We start from the raw sequence: 24,972 nt of genomic DNA, 5'->3' as shown, positions 1-24,972 counted from the left end.
GCTGCAGTCTAGTAGAAGGTGAACTTGTCGTCATCGAGTGCTGCAAGGCGCGTGCCTGCTAGGAACAGTTCATCCCCATCACCAAAATCGAAAAGAACACCGCCGAGTTTATTGCGCCCATACTGCATAAGATCGGCAAAACTTTCGACGCCATTTACAGATAACGCAACCTCATCACCCGCGATGTAACTTCTTCGGAAGCTGCCAAAGAATACATCCTGACCATCGCCGGTTTCATAATAAAAGGTGTCTTCGCCGTGACCGCCAAACAGAATATCGTCGCCTGCTCCTCCATACAGACGATCACGGCCGCTGTTTCCGAAGAGTACATCATTGCCTTCGCCGCCTTTTAGGATGTCGTTACCGCGTCCACCGGACAGTAGATCATTACCGCCCGCACCATTCAGATAGTCAGCGCCTCTACCTCCAAACTGGGTATTCGTCCCGGCGTCACCGACAACAACATCGTCATAGACATCCGTGACGTCCACAGAGACAGTTGCCCTGGTTGCACTGGTTCCATCCGAGACTGTGTAGGTAAACTGGTCGGTGCCCTCAAAATCAACTCCGGGTGTATAGGTCACAATACCGTTTTCAAAACTTGTCTCGCCATTTTCCGCGCCCGAAACCGCTGTCACGGTCAATGTATCTCCATCCGGGTCACTGTCATTTGCGAGCAGAACCTCAACTGGTAATCCTATCGTTACCCCGGACGCGGCTTCAAATGCGTCGTCGCCGGCAATCGGTGCGTTATCACCCTCTTCAAAGGTCAGTGAGAAGAGATCGCTGATCTCTGTCGAACGGTCTGTTGCCTTCAGCAGAATCTCAAGTGTACCCACCGCTGATCTTGGGGCAGTGCCAGTAAAGATCGTGCCGTTGAAGGAAAGCCAGCTTGGCAACTCAGACCCGTCCGGAAGCGTTGCTGCAAAACCAAGGTCATCTCCGTCGGCGTCCGTGAAATGATTGGTCTGGGCCGTAATGACAAAAGGTGTTCCTGTAGCCAGCACATTTCCATCGTCATCCATCGTCACATCGTCAAGCGGTTCCGTAAGTTCTGGAGCATCATTGACCCCCGTGATCGTCAGCGCGAAGTCATCTGAAATCACCTCTGTCCCATCCGAAATAAACATACGAAGTTCAATCTGCCCACTGAAATTCACCGGCGGCGTTCCTGTGAGAAGCTGGAGGGCACTATTGAAAAACATCCAGTCTGGGAGTTGCGAACCGTCATTCAGGCGCACATCATAGGTAAGCGCATCTCCATCGATATCACTGGCCAGCCTTGTTTGCAAAGCAATCTCGAACGGCTCGTCTTCAACTGCGAAGCGGTCAGAATATGGCGCGGATAAGATCGGCGCGTCATTGACCGGGTCGATCACTAGATCAAAGGTTCGGCTCGCTGACAGATTGCCGTCACTAGCATTTAGCTGCAATGCAATCGTGCCATGGAAATCTTGTGGCGGTGTGCCCCTCAACGTCAGGTTTGTTGCATCGAAGTTGAGCCAAGGCGGCAGTGCGGTGCCGCCTGCACGAGTCAATGTGACCGTTAGATCGTCCCCATCTGGGTCGCTTGCGATACCAGCTGGTAGTGACAAATCCAGCACCATATCTTCATCGATATGCAGCGGGGAGACCTCTCCGATCTCAGGCGCAGCGTTCGTAGCGACCAGATCCACATTGAGATTGCCTATTTCCGTCACTGTGCCGTCACTGACGGTATAATGCAAAGTGATCCGGCCTTCGAGGGTTGCGTCTCTGTCGATGACCAGATTGCCACCATCAATTACAGCAGTGTAACCTTGACCGCTGGTGACACTAACAATGGTCAGGACATCACCGTCTACGTCCGTGTCATTGGCCAGAAGATCGGTAATTGGGATGACGATATGCGTTTCATCCGCACCCTCATAGACTTCACCAGTCACAATTGGGGCATCATTGACCGGAGCAATCATAAGCGTGATCGGACGAACTGTTTCCTGAGCTCCGTCAGAAGCGGTCAGCTCAAGCAGAACCTCGCCATTGAAGTCTTCTGGTGGTGTTCCGCCCAACGTTAGCGTTGTCAGATCAAACGCCAACCAGTCAGGTAAATCCGCCCCACCTGCACCACGCAGACCTGGGAGCACTGCATTTCCGTCCGGATCGCTGAAGAGAGATGGGTCAAAACTCACAGCAAAAGCAGTGTCTTCCGTGCCTGCCAATGTCGGTGGATCCGCAATGACAGGCGCGTCGTTGACATTGTTGAGCATGATTGTCACGCGCGCGACTGATGTCATACCATCGCTGTCGGCTACTTCATAGTCAAAGGTCGCCAGCCCGGTGCGATTGGCATCTGGAGTGATGATCAAACGACCTACACCGTCATTCGTTATAGTCACGCCGTTTGTTGCCTTGATCTGGTTGAAGGTTACGGCCTGTCGGTCGACGTCATAGTCATTTGCCAACAATTCGGAGATAAAGATCGTAAGCGGCGTGTCTTCGGTCATGAACAAGCTGTCGTCTTCGGCGACCGGTGCATCGGGAGTTGGCAGCACATTGACGAGAACCGTCGAGCTCACCTCTACCCCTGACGGATCAGTAATGACGTATGTTAGCCTGAGTTCGCCAAAGAGGTCCTGAACTGGTGAGATACGGAAGAGGCCGTTATCCAGTTCTTCGATAGACGCGAGGCCGCTGCTGAAGCGAATAAATGTGAGAGGATCGCCGTCAGGGTCGTAATCGTTCGCTAACAGCTGTGCCGGGTCAATGTCAAAGGATCCGTCCTCCAAAACCTCAAAACCGCTGTCGGAGACTGCAATCGGCAGGTCATCTGCAGGTATCACAGTCAGCGAGACATACCCCGTGCTGGAAGTTCCGTATACATCCGTTACTTCATAGGTGAAGCCAGCATTTCCGAAGTAATCCGCCCGTGGCGTAAACACGGCAGTGTTGCCTACCATTTCCACCGTGCCATTGTCGCCATCGAAGACAGACGTTACCGTGAAGCTGTCTCCTTCAACATCGACGTCGTTTGCGATTAGATCCGCTAAATCAATGGTTAGAGCGATATCCTCTTCGACCACAAAGATACCGTCATCATTGGCAATTGGCCCATCGTTGACAGCCGTAAAGTCGACCTGAACTTGCCCGGTGCTCGTGAGCCGCCCATCGCTGATCTTATAGGTAAAGGTAACGACCCCATTGAAGTTCTCATCCGGTATGAACTGAATCTCACCTTCAGGAAGCAAGAGCGCGCGGGCTCCAGCAACATCCTCTTGAATAGACACGAAAGTGAAGTCATCTCCGTCGGGATCGCTGTCGTTGGCCAGAAGATCTGCGATTGAGATCGTCAGTGGCGTGTCTTCAGGGGAAGAGAACTGATCAAGTGCTGCCACCGGGAGTTGGTTTGTGGAGATGACATTAACATCCACCTGTCCGGTTGCCGTTCCGTCTGTATTATCAGACACGATGTAGTCGAACCCGGCCAGGCCATCGAAGTCAGCGTCCGGAGTGAACACAACCTGACCGTTCTCAAATGTCACCGTGCCATTGACCGCGTTGAGTACGCCGATGACGCTTAGCGTGTCGCCATCAACATCTGTGTCATTGGATAGCAGTGTAGCAGGGTCGATTACCAGTGGTGTGTCTTCATAGCCTTCAACTTCATCGGTCTCTGCAACTGGCGGATCATTGACTGGTGCTACGTTGATCGTGACATTACCGTTCGCGGCTCCCTGAAGGTCATCAGTGATCGTATAGGTGAAGCCATCTACTCCGGAATAAGCCGGGTCCGGCTCGTAGGTGAGCGTAACACCGTCGTTGCCATCGAAGGTTTGTGCTAGTTCGGCAGAAACCGTTTCTGTCCCATTGGTTGCCGTAATTATGAACGACAACGTAGCTGCTACATTAAGCGGTACTGTGGCTGAAAGATGCCCGGTTGCCGGATTGATAGTAACCCAGTCTGGCAGATCAGAGCTATCCGCAAGTGTTGCGGAGTAAGTTGCACCCTCCAGTGTTGTAATATGTGCTGGTGCGTCGAACTCTACCGTCGACAGATTGACCGTCAGGCTGCCATGGTCCGGTGTTCCGATTTCAATTGCCCGGAAAGGATCGCCGTCGTCATCGCGGTCATTGGCCAGAAGATCAGCCAGTGCGAAGGTCAACGTTTCATCCTCTACAGCTTCAAGTTTGTCTGCTCCCGGGTCTGGAAGCTCCGGCATTGGCAGCACGTTGATGACGATTGTACCTGCCTCTTCAGACACCGCACCTTTTTCGTCAACAGTGTGATAGGAAATTGCAATTGCACCGTTGAAGTCTTCCGGTGTGGTAACTTCAAGCCGTTCCGATCCTTTTATGGCAGTAAGGCCCGACAGTTCTGAAACCTCGAAGGTCTTATCAATCACAAGATCTGTGATGATCGCCATATCCGGTAGGGAACTGATATCACTCCCAACGTCAATGCGAACGGGCAGTGCACCGATATATTCAGTCGGCGGCAACCCGTCGAAGCTGAGGTTGCCCGCTTCGAAGTTGAGCCACTCCGGCAGATCATCAAGGTTTTCCTTGGCAGCGCTCACGGTGGAGGCGTCACTGAGGTCAATCGCAAACAGGTCCTGGGCTGCAAAATAGTTATTATTGGCCAGCAGGGTGTTGATCGCCGGGTTAATTGGGGAGGTTGGGTCGATCAGGAATTCGAGCGCAAAACCGCCTTCGCTGGAGGAATAGGTGCCTTCAGGCAGTGCCTGCTGATCTGGCGTGTAGACGATACGCACACGAGCAGGGTCCTCTCCCTCTTCGGGCGAGATTGCGGTTTTGGTGAGTGTCATTGTCTCAGCATCGAAATCGAGCCAGGCAGGCAGAGCCCGACCGCTGGCTAACTCGGCAGAGAAGCTACCGCCGTTCAAATCAAAGAGGGCTATGCCGCTGTCATAACTGACACCTGAGTCTACTACTTCCTCATTCTCTGGGTCAAAAACAAGGGTGTCTTCGAAAACCGATATGATCCCATCCGCTGGATCGGTGTAGGTAAAGGTTAGCGTCAGATTGACTGGGGTGAGCACGTCAGTCGGTGGTGTGCCAGTGAATGTTAGTGTTGTGGCATCAAAATTGAGCCAGTCTGGCAAGGTGCTACCATCGGTCAGAGCTGCAGTCACATTAGTGTTTGTATCCAAGGAGGCTACAGAGAACTCGTGCCTCTCCGCAAATGGTGCGCGCTCAACGAAGCTACCATAGGTGTCGAACAGTGAGACTCCATCAGACAGCGCATTCGCATCGTCTGCTGTAAAGGTCACATCGCGACTTATTTCGGTCCCGCTCATTTCGTGTGAGAAGGTCAAGACGACCTTAACTGGTTCTGTCTGATCTGCGGGTACCTCGCCGCTGAAGGTCAGCGTTGCTGCGTCAAAGGACAGCCAGTCTGGAAGGGCTGAGTCATTCGCAAGTTTAGCAGTCACATCGGACGGGCCAGTGAGATAGTCGGTCTCAAGTACCCCGAGAACAGAGACGCTTTCGAAGAACAGGACATCCCCATCGGGCTCGACATCATTGCCAAATGCTTGAGCTGCCAGCACATAGATCGGAAGGTCTTCCAGACCGGACAGGACGTCGTCGTTGAGAATTGCCGCATCATTATCTGGCATTACTGTGATGGAAACAAAGGCCTCGTCGAAGCCACCACGACCATCGCTGATGAGATAGCTGAACCCAGCCCCACCGTTATAGTCGGTGCGTGGTGAAAAGGCGATCATGCCATCGTCAGTGAGGGTAACCGACCCGTTCAGCGGGAAACGCTCCAGACCAGTGATGGTAAGGTTATCCCCGTTTGGATCGGTGTCGTTGGCCAGAAGATCGGCTGGATCTATGATCAGAACTGTGTCTTCCAAGGTCTCGAAACCGCTATCATCACGCGCAATTGGCGGGTCATTTAGTGGAATAACATCCAGTTCCACCACAATGGTTGAGGCGGCACCCCGCTCATCGATAAGATCATAGCTGAAGTTGGCTTCACCAAGCGCGTTCGGGGTGAACGAAATCTCACCGGTGGTTTCGTTGAATGAGACCCTACCGTTGGTTGCCGAATGAATGCCCAGCAATGTGAAGGCATCGTCTTCCAAGTCGTAATCATTGGCGAGCAGACTGTCGATGGTGATGACCGTCGTTGTATCCATTCGGATCGTGCGATGATCGGACTCGCTGCGTGGAGCGTCATTCACCGGATTAATGTATAGTTCGACCGATGCCGTTGAGGTTGCACCGTCCGGATCCGCTAAGGTGTAGGTAAACCCTGCAAATCCGAAGTGGTCAGGCAGTGGTTCAAATTCCACATAACCATTGACAAGATCAGCACGGCCATTCGTTGCGAACCAGAGACTTGACGAATACAACGGATCACCGTTTTCATCGTAAAGCGGGCCGATACCCACGATGGTCAACGGGTCACCGTCAATGTCGAAATCATTTTCGAGCAGTACTGAGAACGGGATCCTGAGGATCGTGTCCTCCTGCCCCTGAATGAGATCGTCATCAACGCCTGTTGGTGCGTCATTCACCGGTGATAGGTTGACTTCAACCTGCGCTGTGGTTTCGCGACCGAATTCATCCCGGACCGTATATTCAAAGAAGGCATCTCCGTTGTGGTCTTGATCGCCCAAGAATGCAATTGTGCCATCAGGGCGCAATTCAACAGTGCCATCAATCGCATTCTGGACGGCGATGATTTGAAGCTGATCAAGACCTTCTTCCGCATCGTTGGCGAGCAGACTCGCCGGATCGATCAAGGCGACTTCATCCTCAACGCCAAGCAGAAAGATATCGTCAACGGCATTGAAACGACCGATACGTTGCAGATCATCAATGGCGTTTCTATCCCAAACCGTACCGTCTGCAAATATAATTTCCTCAAGACCAGTTTCCCGACCGAGGAAATGATCGGTGAACAGTATGGTATCTATCAGAAGACCGTCATCATGTTCTAGTTCGATCAGCAGGTTATCACCCTGGCGAACCAAAGAGACGTCCTTGGGTGCAATGGCGGAGCTTAACACCAAGCGGTCGATATCAGCGACGTCACCAGCTTCGTTAACTGTATCGTTTCCGCTGTCAAAGCCGAAGAGGTAGTTATCGGAGCCAAGACCTCCAGCGAGCGTGTCATCAGCAAAGCCGCCGTCAAAGGTATCGGTACCATCAGAACCGATGAATATGTCAACATAATTGGAGCCGACCAGTTTTTCGATACTAATCAGTATGTCCCCTAGTGCCTCCCCAGCCAGTCCCTGACCTAAGTTAAGGTTGATCGAGACACCCTCGTCAGCTTGGCTGTAATCGGCGGTATCGAACCCACCACGTCCATCAATCACATCGGCACCCCGTCCACCACGAATGATGTTGTCAGTCGCATCTCCGCGAATGTCATCATTATGGTAAGAGCCCTGTACGATCTCAATTGAGGTAAACGTGTCGCCCTGAGCATCGCCGCCACCAGCTGCTCCATTCGCCATATCAATCAAGACGCCGCTGTCGGAGAGTGTGTAATCGGCAATGTCGATGCCCGCCCCACCAGACAGGATATCTGCACCGCGCCCACCGATCAGTATATCGTTGCCGCCGCCGCCGATCAGGGTGTCGTCTTCACGGCCACCAGAGAGCACATTAGCGCGGTCGTCGCCGTCTAGCCTGTCAGCATGGTCGGAGCCGGTCAGATTCTCAATCGAGATCAACTTATCGCCAGTTGCATCGCCGCCTGTGGCTGTTCCCTCTGCGAGTGAAACGGTGACAGCTTCCGTTGATGCGGAGTAATCGGCAGTATCAATGTCTGCACCACCATCAAGAGTGTCAGCACCTGCACCACCAGTCAACAAATCGTTGCCTGCAGCTCCAATCAGGATGTCCGAACCATCCCGACCATCAAGGAGATCATCGCCGCCTCTGCCGTCAAGCGTATTTGCCTCACTGTCGCCGTACAGGCGATCAGCATATTCGGTGCCAGCAAGTGCCTCGATACCAATGTAAATATCACCCTGAGCAAAGCCGCCTTGTCCGATTCGCGAACCAAGATCGGCCCGCACACCGATGTTTGATCCGATAAAGTCGACCGTATCGAAGCCTTCATCACCAGTGATTGTATCTGCACCATCATCGCCAAAGATCAGATCATCACCACTGCCCGCGTCAATTACATCATCTCCAGCACCAGCTTCAATGGTGTCATTGCCGCCAAGAGCTCGTATAACGTCTACACCGTCAAATCCGCGAAGGGTTTCTGTAAGGTCGTTGCCTTCAATCCAGTCGAGTGCATCTGTGCCTTCCAGAATACCAAAATAGCTCGTATCAACGGTGGCACTTACATAGCCGCTATCTGTAACACCTTCCGCATCCTCAATCAGATACTCCAACGTAACATCACCGGAGAAACCATCCTGGAACCGGACGACGATAAAGGTCTCGTCACCGAGATCAACAAGTTCGAATTCCCCGTTTGAGACCGAGGCTACACCAGCAAAGATGACCGGCTCGTCATCGACGTCAAAATCGTTCTTTAACAGCTCCGAAACGCGCAGTACAAGTGGAACGTTGAGCGGTGTTACATAACCTTCGTCATTGGTAGCTGTCGGTTCATCATTGACCGGAATGATCTGGATGTCGACAAAGGCCTCCGAGGCCCCGTCCCGGTTATCGGTTACGGTATAATAGAAGCCAGAAGACGAATAGGCGTTGAGGTCCGGAGTAAATAAGAGATCACCGTCATCGGTATAGGTGATCGTCCCGTTGAGCGGGCCAAGGAACATCGTCTCTACAAGGGAGAGACCTCGCCAGCCCACGAATTCAATTGGGTCGCGATCAATGTCGGTGTCGTTACCAAGAAGAACCGAGATTGGAATGACGTATGGGACATCTTCATAAATCTGGATCACGTCATCTTGCGCATCAGGCGGGGCGTCACCAACGTTCTCAAACCACAAGGTAACCTCAGCATCGTCCACGGCACCATCCGGATCCGAAACCAGATAGCTGAAGGTGGCCTCCCCCCAAAAATCCTGATCAGGCGTAAACATCAGCGTGTTGTTATCAGTTAGTACAACATCACCATTGATTGCATCGTTGAAGCTTTCGAATGTAAGTGCCAGTCCTTCGATGTCATAATCATTCTTCAGGAGTTCACTAATCGGGATCTCGATCGGTGTGTCCTCCAGCCCGCGTAGGATGGTCAACCTGTTGCTGGAATAATGATCATCACGGACAACCGGTCGATCATTGACCGCATCGTAATGAATTGTTGCGTGCGCCTCTGACACGCCGCCATTGCCGTCGTCGACGACATAATCAAAACCAGCCTCCCCATAAAAATCGGAGGTTGGTTCAAACAGCACAGTCCCATTGTCGAGAAGCTTTACCGAACCGCCAACAACATTCTTGACTTCCGAAATCGTCAGCGTGTCACCATCCCGCTCAATATCGTTAGCAAGTAGATCTGTAACATTGATGATAACCGGGTTGTCCTCCAGAATTGGAGCACCCTGATAGGTTTCGAAGTAATCGTCCATTGGTTCTGGGTCGTTATTGACCGCCTCCACGTAGAAGTTTACGCGACCAGTTGCGGTCGCGCCCGATGCGTCGGCCACTGTGTAATCGAAATAGGCATCGCCAAAGAAATATGCGCGTGGAGTGACTAGGATGTAGCCGTCATCGGTCAACTCAACAGCAACCACTTCATTTGTCATGACGGATTGTAGATTCAACGTGTCTCCATCAATGTCGAAATCATTCGCAAGCAGTGTGCGGGCCTCAATCTGGAAGGAGACGTCCTCCAGTGTGCCTTGCACAACGTCGTTGACAACGGTAGGCGCGTCATTAACAGGCGTTACTTCGATCAAAACATGTGCCTCTGCCCTGCCGCCCTCTGGGGTGTTGGCCACATAGGTAAAGCTAGCGGTACCATGGAAGTCTTCGTCGGGCGTAAACAGAATTTCGCCATTACTCGACAAGCTTACAGAGCCATTTTCCGCGCCATAAACCTGCGAGACAATCATCCGATCGCCGTCCGTATCGTTCGACAAAAGCCGTTCTGTCTTGATCGTTAGATAACCGTCTTCCGCAACCTTGAAGCCATCATCGTTGCGTGCTTCAGCTACCGGACGCACACGCATGTCAACAAAGGCTTCGGCAATACCGTTGCGACCATCAGAGATCTTGTAGGAGAACCGTGTCGGGCCGCTGAAGTTAGCTGCCGATGTAAAAACAATATTGCCATCGGCATTCAGCTCAGCTGTCCCACTTTCGCCGCCGTCCACCGTAATGATGGTAAGATCATCCAAGTCTGCGTCGAAATCATTGCGCAAAAGTGTCGTTGCGAGGATTGTGACGCTTTCACCCGAAGTTGCAGTAAAATAGCCATCATCCACGGCCACGGGCTCATTGTTGTCTAGCAGTGTCTCTATCGTATCACGGGTCCAGCTAACGCCGTCTGAGAAAGAATATGTCTCGACCCCGCGACCATCATCCGCCAGTGCATCTACAACAGTGAGTGTGTCTTCATCAGATGTAGCGAAGCGGAAGATAATCGTTTCACTACCTTTGAACAGGCGCTCGACCGAAACTTCGGAAGACACAAAGCTAAGGAACGTAACCCTGTCAATTTCATTGCTGTCAGTTGATGCATCTTCGATTGTGTCGGTTCCGCTACCTCGCGCAAAAATATAATTATCCGAGCCACCTGCGCCAGAAAGGAAATCATCTCCGGCTTGCAAAGTAAATGTATCATCTGTGTCAAAGCCGTAAACGTTGTCATTTCCCTGAGTGTCGATATCCGAAAGCGCTCTTGCGCGCATATCATCCCGCGTCCAAATCGTGCCATCAGCAAAGTGAATTTCATCGATGCCTTGGTCGCGTTCAGAAGCAAGGGCATCCTCTAATACGATCCGATCTCGCTCACCGGTGAACCGAAGTACCAAATCAAGACTGTCCGGCCCTGCTCGAACAGCAAAAACGACATTAGCCTCTGTGTAGTCCGTTAGAACAAGGATATTGTTATCGTTGGTATTACCATTGTCGGAGATGCGGTCATCGCCATCTCCAGATCTATAGATATAGGTGTCGCTGCCCTTACCACCCGTCAGGATGTCATTGCCGCTATCACCTATCAATGTGTCGTTACCCTCTGTGCCGACAATGATGTCATCACCGGCTGTCGCAGTGTTTTCCAGAAGCTGTACGCGAATATCTTCGAGCAAGTAAGTGGTGCCATCATCGGACAACACTATGTTCTCGACCTCATCACCACTGGTAGGATCTAGACCATTGATGATCACGATTTCGTCACCAGCACCAGTCAGTCGGATAATAAGATCACGTCCCTCTGCACCGCGCCGACCGAATGTTACTTCCTCGGGAGTATATCCCGCAATTTCAAGACTATCGGAAAAGCTTCCGCCACCATCTTGCCTGCCACGATCCTGAATGGTATCGGCACCATCCCCCCTGCTGTAGAGATAAACATCATTACCAGGCCCACCACGCAGTAGGTCGTTACCTTCGAGACCAGCAAGTACGTCGTCGTCTATGGTACCATCGAGGAGGTCATTACCCTCGGTTGCCTTATTTCCCCCAATCAGTGCAGCAAAATCACCGCGTAGCCATTCCGTGCCATCGTCAAAGATGATTTTATTAATGCCACGATCACTAGAACTATTTGCACCTTCTCGAATGGTGATTCGACCTTCATCTCCAGCCCCTGGCGAAGATGGTGCAATTAAGATCTCCAAATCGCCCTCAAAACCGCCCTGTAGCAGGACGTCTGCGGGATCTATGTCATGCAGTTCTAGATAGGAGCCGCCATCATAGGCACCTTCGTTATAGATGCGATCATTGCCGTCACCACGGAAATAAATGTAGCGGTCAGCCCCTTCGCCCCCAAGTAGTATGTCATCGCCACGACCGCCTTCAAAGGTTTCACTAGCTGAAGTGCCGAGCAACCGATCGTCAAAAATCGTGGCTGCTGTTGCGAGCAGTTCGTTCGAGATGTCACCCATTGTCTTGACGGTGCCATCATCAAAAATAATCTGCTCGATGCCTTCTCCTTCGTCGGCTTCTGCAGTAAACTGACCAATCAGAAGTAGGTTGCCCCCGTCACCCGCGCCTTCCACGCTGTCTGTGACGCGTATAAGCAGCCCACGCGTTGTCTTTTGATAGCTGATGGCATCAGGTGAAACCCCGTTGAGCAATAGCGTATCTAAGTCTTCGGGGTTGGTTTCTCGCTCGAAATCACCGATCTCATCGTTGCCATCTCCGCGTGCCCACAAATAGGTGTCGCCACCGCCCTCCCCAATAATTACATCGTCGCCAGGGCCGCCAAGCAGCGTGTCAGCATCATGCGTTCCTGTGATAACATCATCACCAGCTGACGCTTGGTCAGCAACAATTGAAGTGATAACTGAGTCTACATTCAGTTCAGTACCATCATCAAAACGAATAACTTCAATGTTAAGTGAATCGATATCTGATTCAATTGATGCGGTTGAAAATGCATCGACAATGGTGATGGAACCAGCCTGAATATTGCGGTTGGTATCCTCGACTATCCTAATAACAAAATCTTTGTCAATTCTGCTGAACTGCAGATCGGATTGCTTAATACCAATAAATTCGAGAATGTCCTCCCCACCTACAGGCTCTTTTAGATCCGGGTCCCAAATCCATGCGTCGCCGTAATCCTCATAAACATCATGCCCGTCCCCATTACGATAGACATAGGTCATATTTGTAAGAGATAGGTCGACCTGATCGTCTCCCAACCCGAGCATTAGGCGGTCAACACCAAAAGTGTCCGTGACGAGATCGTCACCGTCAGTTCCGAACTGAGCACCGATTAGTTCTTTGAGTTTTCTGTAATCCCAGATGGTGCCGTCATCGAAGATGATCTGAGCAACCTGTAGCTGGTAGTTAGCCCCGCTTTCACCAAGTCCACCGCCATTGTTACCATTGAATATGCGAATGAGCCCCCCGTCACCGCTGTCCAAAGTACTCTCAGAAATTCTGATAAGGATATCAGAGCCATGAGCTAAAAACGTTACCTCTTCAGGTGCAATATCATGAAGTTGGACGGTCTGCGCAACCTCATTATAACCTGACTCGTACTTTACATATTCGTCTTCATTAGTAACCGTCTTGAGCTTTACAAGATCGTTTCCATCACCACGCGTGTAGATGTAGGTCGTGTATAGAGAATGGGACTCGATAACATCGTTGCCAAGTCCCCCTTCAAACGATACGGGGCCAAACGTTATCGACTTGAGAAAATCGTCACCCGTCGTGCCAGTAACATCCTGCGTCCCTGTATGGACGAGCTCCAGTAGGTAACTGCCGATATCTGATTCATAATATGAAGAAACATCGAGATAAAAGGTTCCTGACTGCGTGGGTGTAAACTCGATCCGCGAGTCGTCGCTTCTGCCATAATCGTCGTTCCAAGAGAGCGCAACACCTGAAGCATCTCGCAATACCAGATATGGATTGCTCATTGTGCCTGCGTCGCTCTCTTCCCCTCTAAGATTGAACCTGTAACCGGTTCCTGCTTCCAAACCGACCGCAAACCAATCGTGATCGCCGGGCAGCTCAAGGAAACCAGTTGCAGATGTAGCGCTGCCGAGAGCCTCAGCAGTATCAATTGAAGCGCCAACATCGGGTCCAGTTGGGAAGTTAGTGGAATGCTTAGTAATGTCTAATTGGAAAGTGCCAATATCCTCTCCATATGCTGAGGCATCGAGATAATAGGTTCCAGTTTGTGTCGGGGTAAACACAATCCGCGATTCCAAGCTTTCGTCATTATCGTCGTTCGACGCAAGTTCAGCGCCAAAAGCATCTCGCAGTGCTAGATAAGGATCGGACAACGTGCCGGTACCGCTGTCCTCCCCTTTAAGATCGAACTGATAGGTTTTACCTGCCTCCAGTTCGACGGAAAACCAGTCGTGATCCTCTGCCTGCTCAAGATTTCCAACTATAGAGGTTGTATCGCCGAGAGACTCCGCCGTTTCAGTTGTGTTGCCAACGTCTGGCCCAGTTGGGACACCAGTGGAAGGCTTAGTGATCTCTAATCGATAATCGCCGTGCTCATCTTCATAACCTGAGACATCGAGATAAAAGGTTCCAGATTGTGTGGGCATAAACTCGACTTGCGAATTGTAATCGTTCCCACTATTGGCACCAGAGATAAGTTCAGCGCCAGATATATCTCTTAACACTAAATAAGGATGTCGTAACGCAGCGTTACTAGCGAATACGCCACCCAAATTGAACCTATAAGCCGTGCCTGCTTCTAGTTCGATTGCAAACCAATCATGGTCGCCTTCTTGTTCAATAGACCCTGTTATCAATGTTGCTTCATCGAGACGCTCTGCCGTCTCAATTGTGCTGCCAACATCCGATCTAGTTGGGGCTCCTGAGGAAGGCTTAGTAATCTCCAACCGATAATCGCCGCGGTCATCTCCATAACCTGAGACATCGAGATAAAAGGTTCCAGATTCTGCGGGCATAAACTCGACCAGCGAATTATTATCATTCCCGCTATTGGCATCGGACACAAGTTCAGCACCAGATGCATCTCTTAACACTAGATAAGGAAGATCCAACGTGGTGCTATCACTGGATCCGCTACTCAAATTGAACCTGTAAGAGGTGTCGGCCTCCAGTTCGATTGCGAACCAATCATGGTCGCCAGCTTCTTCGAGCAATCCTACGACTGAGGTTGTATCGCCGAGAGGCTCGGCAGTCTCAATTGTGCTGCCGGTCTCTTCATTGCTGTCAGGCAGAGGGAAGTGTTGGAGGATAGCATCGATCTCAACATCTCCCCAGACCGTTCCATCGGCAAACGTAATTTCATTAAGGGTGTTTTCGCCACCAAAAATCCAAATGCCGCCTGTACCGCCGATTACCTCTAGATAGTAGTCTTGATATTCGGAATACTCACCTCTTGCAAAAGGTGACACCAACAGGCGGATGTCAGACGGATTAAGATCGGTCAATAGGAGTGAGTAGGAGTCCCACTCGGAATCTCCAATAGTATCCTGACCATCTCCTAAGCTGTAGGAGATGGAGAGATCGTCATAGGTTTGTATATAATCATCTCCGGTCAGACCGGCAAAAGTCACATCTGTCGCTAATCTTAGCAGAACATCTGATCCTGTTGTTGCACCCACCTCAGGAGCTGCTGGGATGAGGCTTGCAATGTGCGATCGTGACCAAGAGATTCCACCGTCAAAATCAATCCGATGGACCGCACCATCATCGTCGTCATAATTTCCGCGAACTTCAATCCTGTCATCCGTGTCGGCAAATGTCAGAACGTATCCATCCTTGCCTGGGATACGGCTAACGGAAATGTCCTCGGGCACGTAGCCAAAAAGCTCTAACGTATCGCGATCAGAATAATCCGAAATCAAGATTGTATCCTGGCCGTCTCCCCGTCGGAAGATGATCGTATCGTAACCGTCGCGGGTATCGATAACATCATTGCCAAGCCCGGCCTCGATAACGTCATCGTCTGTGGTTCCGAAAATAGTATCATCACCATCAGTGACCTGTTGGTCCTCCAATAAGGTCAAGATATCTTCATACTCGAGTGAGCCATCATCAAACTCAAATGTCTGAATTGTCCGCCAGTGAGTGAACTGACCGTTGCTGCTAGTCCAAGCCGCGTTATAGAAACCGTTTTCAATCAGAATCTGATCATCTCGATCAGGGAAGCGGATGATAAGACCGTTTAGGTTCTCTGCAGAGATCTCAAAATGTGCATCCGCTTTGGAATAGCCACGAATTTCCAGCGTGTTAATGGTATCGGAATGTGGGTCTGAGCGTACAGTATCTCTCCCGCCCCCGCGTTCGTATATAAAGAGATCGCTACCGTCGTTGCCGTCGAAGATATCCTCGGCAGTCGTACCAACCAATGTATCGTCACCATCCGTTCCTGACAGCAAATGAACACCTGTGGGAACGGTACTTCGTTCAGAAGCTTCCTCAATCTCCTCAGATGTCCAGACTACACCATTGCCAAACTCGATCCGACGGACCCTCGCATCCCACGTCGACAGCGCGTCTTCTAGGACAATCTCGTCGCCACTGCCAAGGCGCAGGACTACATCGTACCTGCTACCTTCTACTGGAACAACTGAAAGGTCTGCTGGGACATGATCGGGCAGAACGAGTTTATTAAGGTCGTACCTATATCCGGATTCGTTGATAACATCTCGACCGTCACCACGCCTGAAGATATAGACATCAGCACCGTCATCACCCTCAAGCAGATCATTGCCTTGACCACCCTCGATAATATCATTACCGGGGCTTCCGATGATCTCGTCATCATAGTCAGTGCCCTTACCTACAACGCTGGCAAAAAGCTGATCTTGTGTTAGCGTAGTTCCATCGCTGAAAGCGATAGAGTTGATACCGTTGAGTTCATCATCGTAACGAAGAAGAATCTCATCATCACTGCCAGCAAATGTCAGAAGTAGTTCGTTACGGTTTTCAACTGGTCGGAGTACATTTATGTCATCTGGCGTATATCCAAAGATATTGAGCACATCCGTTCCAGAAGTATCTTCGATAACGTCCTGACCATCGCCACGTGTGAATAGGTAGGTATCATCTCCGACACCACCTTTGATCTCATCGTCTCCCTTACCGCCCTCGATCTTATCAGCACCACTGCTGCCAAAAATCACATCTGCTTCATCTCCAGCTTGATCAGAAATCGACCGTGCAATCAGATCCTCTCGTGCCCAAGTCACGCCGTCTCCAAACACGATCAGCGGCAACTGGCTGTATAGCTGCGCTCCTACAAGAAGTACTTGGTCGCCGGTTTCGGGGAACGTTATCAGCAGATCTTCGCCGTTAAGGTCAGGAACGCGCACGACCGCATCCGTTGAGTAAAGGCCGACAAAGGAGATTTCGGCATCGCCCGGAGTCTCAGGTAGTTCAAACCGGTCTATATTGTCCCCTTGGCTGAAGGCGACTTTGACATCCTCTGACATTTTCACAGTGTCAAAACCTCTGCCTGGCAGGATATCAAAGGTTTTGTCCAGATCTGTAGTGTCGATGCTGTCCTGACCGGTATTGACTGTCTGAGCTCTCAGGATCGACATGACTTCGGCGTAGGATAGCATCTCGCCATCAGCAAAGACAAAGGTCTCCACTCGCTCCAATGAAGCCGCATCAGCGCCCCCACCGAGAATAACAAGTCGCTCACCAGTTTGCCTTAAGGTGATCAAGAGATCACCATCGACATTCGAGAATGCAACCTGATCAAGCGTTACACCTGTACCAAACTCAATGGTATCGGCACCACCTGTCTCTTCGACACTGTCTGATCCATCGCCAAAGCCGAATCTGTATGTATCATTTCCGGTTCCGCCTGCCATTGCGTCTGAACCGGCGCCTCCAGCTAATAGATCGTCTCGGTCATCAAAGCCAAGCAACTGATCATCGCCATCAGTTCCAATTAGCAAACGCTCAAGAAGATCGTTGAGTGAAAGAATTGTACCATCAGCAAAGTGAAACTGCTCTACCCTAGTTGTAGTCAAACCATTGACGATGGTAAGGACATCAGTCCGGTTACCTAGATCGATCTGAAGATCGTCACCATTCCGACGGATGATCAAAGCATTCAATGTAACCGTAGAGCCAAAGACCACTCGGTCAATCACACCGTCCTTGTCTACTTTTTCTTCTATCCGGTCGAAGTCATAATCTGCTCCAAAGGCGAATGTGTCTGCGGCAGTACCGCCAATCAGTGTGTCGTCGCCCTGGCGGCCATCTAGAGTATTTGGTTGATCGGACACACCTTCGATAATGTTGTCGCCGTGGTTACCACCTTCAATTTGTAGTAGTTCCTCAATATCCGAAATCAGTAAGAAATCGCCGTTTTGGAACTCAAACCGTTCAATGCCATTGGCAATGTTAAGGAATTGATTGCGAATCCGAAGCGTGTCTGTCCGTCCTGCGATAGTAACAACCAAGTCATTTCCATCTTTGGTGAAGACAATATTATCGATGGTGATGTCATCGCCAAACTCAACAGTGTCGTCGACTGGCACGAAAACGCCGTCTTTGTCTTTCCAGGAGGCTTGTAGTCGTGTGTCAACGATGATGTCATTGCCATAGCCAACGTCAAATTTGTATCGATCACCCCCATCGCCACCTATCAGCGTGTCGTCTCCTGCACGCCCATCAATTACTTCGGCAAAGTTTGATCCTACAATGGTTTCATCAGTGTCGTTACCAATGAGATCGAGATCTTCTGGGTTAAGGTCAGAGAATAGCAGTGTGCGGTCTGAGAATTCCAGATATTCGACAGCGTTGCCTTGTTCATTGGCCCGCACATACTGGTTCTCCAGTATAATCCGATCGCCAGAGTCATTAACTGTGATAATCAGGTCAAGCGCAGTACGCGCAAAAGATACATTTTCAGTTGCAATTCCTTCTAGAACCAACCTTTCTGTGCCACTTGCATCAAAGATAGTGTCTTCGCCGTAACCGCGAGAAAATAGATAGGTGTCGTTTCCTTCAAGTCCTTCAAGACGGTCGTTGCCTGCACCACCGTCCAGCACGTCAGAGACTGAGAAGCCGTAGATCGTGTCATCCTCAACAGATTTGGCAGTGTCGATGAAGTGTTGAAGTAACTTTAGATAGGACCAGACGGTGCCGTCTGCGAACTCGATCTCTTCTATTAGATTTATATAGCCGACGATTAGTCCATATTTAAGGAAATCTGTGAGCGTGATCTGGTCGTCCGTGCCTTTAATCCTGAGGGTTAGCGTATCGGACGGTCCCTCACGCAGGTAATCGAAATCGGTCCAACGCAAATCATCCTCAAAGCGTAGTCGGTCGGGTGCGCTGCCGAAGAGCTTAAAGCTGTAGTCACGGTCCTCGATAACATCGTGGCCGTAGTCTTGACCAAAGACGTAAGTATCTGCTCCTTCAAGGCCACTGAGATAATCGTTGCCACCGATACCATCAAGTATGTTGTCGTTTAGCAATCCATAAATAGCATCGTCACCATCTGTGCGGGCGTTCTCCAGTACACGTGTGACGATCTGCTCGAAGTCCAAAGACGTACCGTCCTCGAAGATAAAGCGCTCAATTAAATTTGGAGAAATGTAGTCCAGCTCTAAGCTTGGATCCATCAAACCTAGAATTTCTAAGTTAAGCCTAATGCCGCCGAACTGCCCTTCCACATAGATACTGTCGCCGGTCTCCTCACCATTTTCGTCTAACAGAAAGATCTGCAAATCATCGCTAGCACCATCGCGTACGAGTTTTAGATCATCTGCGGTAATATCACCACGGAACTGGAGGAAATCTATTCCTGCCTGCATCGGCCCAACACTGATGCCACCGCCTTCACCGATAACATCTTGGCCATCACCGCGCTCATAAATATAGATGTCACCGCCAAGACCTCCGCGCATGACATCGTTGCCCTTGCCTCCCCACAAGACATCGGTGTCACCTGACCCGACGTATACATCATTGGTATCGCGCGGATCAGCCACTTCCATGGCCATCCGAAATCTATCCCATATGACACCATCGGCAAATACGATGGAGGTTAACCCAGTCTCCAATTGCTTACCGTTGCTTAGATACGGATTTAACTCGCCAAGGAACTGGTCAGTAATTCGCAGGACATCTGAAGTGCCGTTGATAGACAGAATAAGGTCCTGCCCATCACGTACCGCAGTAACGTCTTCAGACTTTACGTGAGAGAAGCGCAAGTCATCAGCACCGCCGCGGTCCTGATCGTAGATGTAATCCGTACCGAAGTTCTTTCCAACAAAATAAACATCTGTGCCCAAGCCACCCATAAAGGTCTGATCGCCCTCAGAGATGTAGAAGAAGTCGGTTTGTGTTGTGCCGGTTACCTCTGTATCGCTGACTTCATGAGTTCTGAGGAGCTCTTCATTTACGGAGAGCGCATCCATTGCTGCCAACAGATCAACATCTATTGGAACATTCTCATACGCGCCGAGCAGCATCTGGAAGATAAACGATTGGTCGATAGCGACGGTGTTACCCATCAGGTTGGCAGTATCGTCGAGGCGGTAATCCGGATAGACCTGCCAAAGCAGTTCGTTCCAATCCTGCAAATAGGCATACGCATCTTCATAACCGGCGGGTGCCCCTTCCAGGATCGCCTCAAACATCGGGGCCAGTTCCCGATCTGTCGTCGGTCTAAATATATCGGCTTCAACATCATATTCGATGCCGCGCGCAAAATCACTCAAGCCCCCCTGCAATGCCATTCGTACAGCAAAGGCTCGGCTGACAATAGTGTACTCCTTCATAACGATATCAAGGAGATCAATCATACCGTTAATGCCAGAAATATATTCTTCATCAGAAAGACTGGCTTCGCCACTGTCATTCACCGAATAGGCAATTGTACCGTCTGCCGGATCTATTGCGGCCGTCAACATTTCTGGATGGAAATCAATACCAACGAGTTTTGTAGCGAAGTTGAATTGTCCAGGTGTAAGTAGTTCGATCCGATAGGTGCTATCGTCAGTGGACCCAACTTCATCGAGAGTTTCGAAGTCAACTTCAAAGCTGCGCAATTTGAAGTCACGCGGTGAACCATACTGAGCCTGTAACTCCAGCGCGCGGTCAAGATTACGGGCCCAGACATAGAAGGAACCGTCAGAGTCTGCTACTTCAACAGTATAATCAACTACGATACCGTCGATCAGGTAAACGCCGATCTCATCAACCGTGATGTTACCATAGGGGTTAAAGCCAAGTTCTTCTTCGCGCCATTCTTGGTTACCTATGGTTGCCTGCGCCAATATCTCTTCGTAGTTAGGTGACGCAATCACTGTGCCACTTGCATCTAGGATGTTCGCACCGCTTGCTAGTCGCCAGCTACCATCTTCATTCTGAATGCCATAGTCGAGAATAATAGCCCGGTCATCTCCTAGCTCCACCAAGTAAGGTGCTTTGACACGATGTTCCAGAGCTTCAGGACGTGAGGATGGCGAGAAGGCCTGCTCCAATTGCCAAGTCTGTCCCATATCAGCAGATTGGGCAAGAATGTCCTCAAGCTCAGGACGTTCGATAATGACGCCATCACTATCAAGCACAGGTTGACCTGATTTGAGTGTCCAGAAACCACCCTCATCATCTTCAACGTATACACCGTGATCAACGAGTTGTTGTTGTCCGTCCACTTCCTCGAGAAGTACTGGTGTCATCTCGCGGGTCAGCTCTTGAACAAATGCCCATTTTCCGAGTACGGAGCCGGATTGCTCTCGCAGGGTCTTTAACTTCGGCGTCGTCATTGTCTGCGCGACTTCATCAACCAGTTCACTGAGCTCGAAGTCTGCGGACATGGCAACAGATAGGTCAGTGACGCGGCCGAAACCCTTGGTGTCGATCCTGAGGTCTGTCAACCAAGGTGCCAGACCGGTCTCGCCCAGATATTTTGTGTCGATGTCGTTTAGTTCGAAAAGAGCATCATAAAGAGTTCCAATTTCGCCGCTCGCCCAGGTGAACTCGCCCTTTGTCAGCAGCGTTGACCCCTGTGGGGTTTCGGAATTTAATTCAGTGCCACCCAATGAAATCGAAAGGATTCCAAGGTCGTCAAGGCTGGTGAGCTCTTCCTCCTGGGAAACACCGTCCTGATTGATATCCTGCCAAACTTTCAGTTCAGGCCAGATAGTATCTGCGGCGTTGATCTTGCCATCACCATTGCTGTCATAGCTGGCAAGGTCTTCGAGACCCGACAGACCGATGCCTCCAAAGAGCTCGGCAATCTCATCAATACGGCCATTGCCGTTTTTATCTAATGCAAGAAATCCGTCGTCACCGGAAAGCCAACCAGTCTTTTCGGCAAAAAAGTCACCATCAATGTCAAAGTAAACATTTGCATCTTCAATCGAGATTGTCTCGATTCCATCACCGTCCAGATCTAGGATAAGCGGGTCGATGACCGATCCCCACTCAATAATCTTGCCGACACGCATTGCCGCTGATGACAAAGCGAGAAGTTCGTCGATCAATGCATAAGCTTGTCCCACACCTCCAAGGATTGGAGGCAAGATCGCCAGTACTGCCAAATATGGATTTGCCAGCTTGAACTGCATCCCCAGATCGCCGGTGTTGAACGGATCTTCCGCGAGTGCTGAGCCCCAATAAGAACCAACGGAGTCATAATCCCTGACCCGCATTGCCCCGCGGATTGATGTTCCGTCTCCTGTTTCGTCGAATGATACATCACTGATCAACGACAACAGGCCATCAAAGAGGTTGACCACATAAAGGTCGTCATCTTTGAAGATGTAGTTCATGAAAACCATGAAATTATCAAAGAATAACGGACTTTGATAGGTCGCGAGCCCTAACATCGGCGTCAGGAATGCAGCTGGCCCAAGCGCAAGCATTGGAATGTTATTAGTGCCACCGACCAACGGGAATCCGAAGAATCTCAATGTATCGTTTGGTCGGGCATCCATGATGGTTGTGTCGGGCCACCACCAGAAGTTGTCAGCATTTTCAGAGGCATCCAAATCTGTTCCATCCGGGCTTTGACCATCTATCGTATCACCGTAAAGCAATGCCCCAGGTGTCTTTACAAAAAGCCAGTCTCGGCCATTGCCGCCGATGAACGTGCCACCTTCACCGTCCTTGGAAATGATGTAATCATCGCCTGCGCCGCCGTCTGCAGTTACCCCATCCGTGTTGGCTGCCAGGAGCTGGTCATCTCCGGCTCCTCCAAACATTTCCCCCCAACCGTTGTGGTGGATTTCATCGTCTCCATCCCCTGCGTGGATGATCGCTCCATTTTGCCCAAAGAAAAGTTCGGCCTCGTCGGTACCGGTGATCTGGTCCGCAAACCGATCATCTTGATCATCTATCAAATAAATAAAGTTGAATTCGTCTGAACCGCTTTCAAGCAAAATAACAGGGTCAAGTTCGCCGGCACCATATGACCTCAAAATTCCATCAGCAATGCCAGAGATAAAGTCTTCAAATTCAACACTTGCAGGGATGAGCCCATCATTAACAATGATCGGTTTCAGGTCACTGGTAATTTTCCCAATTAATTCACCGCCGTTAACCGCTAGATCGTAAATCCCCCAAGCTGCGAAGCCTGCTGCAACAACAGCCGCGCCTACTGGTCCGGCTACAGCTGTTGCCGCAACCACTGATGTGGCAATGACAGCACTACTGAATGCTGCAGAAGCTGCGTATTTCGCAGAGATCCGGAAGAAGTCGTTCCAATCACCATCCCTGATGCCTTTTTTCAGTGCATCGTAACTAACATTTAGATACTCGGCGGCATCACCGACTAACCCTCCGCCAACACCTGTGAGTTTAAAGTTGATTTTATTAAGGGAGCGAAGAATATTTTCTTCGACCTCTGGCCCTGCGTCAGAAATTTGGCCAATAAGGGTATCATGCTTGCCCCGTATTTCATCAATAGCCTTGGTTACTTCAGCCAATCTTTGCGCAAAGCTGTCCCTTGAATCGATTTGTGCAGTCAGTCTTGATGTCCAGCTTTGCGCAACTGAGTCATCGGAGTTTATAAAGATACCTTCTTTGGCGGTTGCATCTGATGATAGCGTGATTATTGCGTTCTGAGTTTTATAGCGTGCTCCATCGTCCAGAGTTGCGATTACTGCATTATGCTGGTCATCTGTTATAAATCCGTCTTTCTGGTATTGATCAGCAAGGGACTTAACCGCTTCAGAGCGGGCATTTGCGTCTGAAACGGTGCTTGTATCCAGAGAACTGCTATAAGCATCCAGCCTGACTTTTTCGGCTTGAGCCCAATTGTTTGTTGGGTCATCGAAGTCTTTGACAGCAAATTCGGAGTATGTATCCGCTAAAGTCTCTGCATAAGATGTATTACCCATGACGGGAAGTGGCTTCCCGTCCGACCCAAGTATCTCTCCTTTGGCTAATTGTGTTGTCCAGTCATGTAAATGCAATAAGGCGTACTTTTTCGCATCTTCACTTGCTTCAGATGCAATTATGCTTTCGATTGCATCGCGTAAGAACGCATTCTTTCCCAGCTGACTTCCACCGGATGCGGCCCCTTCATGCCGAACGAGTCCAAAACCTCCATCAACTGTTGATTTTTGAAACTCGTCCGATGCATTTTGTAGCTTCTCGACCGCCTCTTCATTTTGGTAGAGGGCAATCTTGTTACTGCGCATTTCCTTGAGAATTCCAGCCTTATTTAAGGCCTCGGCAAAATTATCGTCATCCCAAAGGGATTTTGCAAAAATATGTTCAATTTCAAATTGATAAATAATTTTACCCATCTGGGTTACTCCCAAGTAATGCGCAGGAAATTTACAAAACGCGGCATCTCCGTAATCCGAGATTGACCTTGGCTGCCTTCAAAGCTTTTGCTAAGTCATCGCTGACGAAGAATGCGCGAGCCATGCGGGGATCGATCCACAAATCGCATCCATTAAGAGCTGTCTCTGAAACTGCAATGTCTTCGTTCTTTAAAACAAACGGAGGCTTCCAGGTTTCCGCACGGTTTCTGTCTTTTCGTGCTCTCGGTGATTCGCCTGGCAAAAATACCTCTTTGACACACCCGAAGTTTAGGCAGAAATAACGACCTGGAACGGGGGTTCTGTGATCTCTTTGAAAAATCTCTATTGGATGAAGCGCACCCCGTCCTAAATTGAACTGAGCTAAAACATCTGCGCAGGATTCCGATACTACCCAATAACCACCACAACTAAAAATATCTGGAAGTTTGTCAAATATGGGGGCATCATTTTCAGCATTTCCATAAGCCCGTTCAGGAAAATGCTCCCTAGCTAACGGCTCACCCTTAACGTTGCGAGTTTGAGCATCGATGGCTCGCTGGACATCAGATAGGCTGATATCCGACTTGATTGGGAGAAATTTTGTTTCATCCATCATGGCGTAGCTGATCCAAACAGCGTTTTGCATTTTTCTTCCTTCATCTCTTGCCCGAGCGGGTCTGTTTCT

Annotated in this window: 2 protein-coding genes; both read right to left on the bottom strand. The window is 50.2% G+C overall.

What is annotated here, in order from left to right; translation table 11 throughout:
- Positions 1 to 8: 8 nt before the first annotated feature.
- The gene (locus IE076_RS22135) at positions 9 to 24,287 is read right to left on the bottom strand and encodes a tandem-95 repeat protein (RefSeq protein WP_189438972.1); all 24,279 of its coding nucleotides are present in this window, start codon (positions 24,285 to 24,287) and stop codon (positions 9 to 11) included.
- A gap of 31 nt (positions 24,288 to 24,318) precedes the next feature.
- Positions 24,319 to 24,933, bottom strand: a complete 615-nt coding sequence (locus IE076_RS22130; protein WP_189438971.1) for an imm11 family protein — start codon at positions 24,931 to 24,933, stop codon at positions 24,319 to 24,321.
- Positions 24,934 to 24,972 lie beyond the last annotated feature (39 nt).

The organism is Pseudovibrio japonicus (assembly GCF_014651595.1).
GTDB classification, from domain to species: domain Bacteria; phylum Pseudomonadota; class Alphaproteobacteria; order Rhizobiales; family Stappiaceae; genus Pseudovibrio; species Pseudovibrio japonicus.
The sequence above is the reverse complement of the archived record's forward strand: the minus strand, read 5'-3'. Positions and strand labels throughout refer to the sequence as shown.

Bases quoted from the DNA above. Each gene is read 5' to 3' on its own strand.
- IE076_RS22135 (WP_189438972.1), bottom strand. From the start codon at position 24,287: ATGGGTAAAATTATTTATCAATTTGAAATTGAACATATTTTTGCAAAA.
- IE076_RS22130 (WP_189438971.1), bottom strand. From the start codon at position 24,933: ATGCAAAACGCTGTTTGGATCAGCTACGCCATGATGGATGAAACAAAA.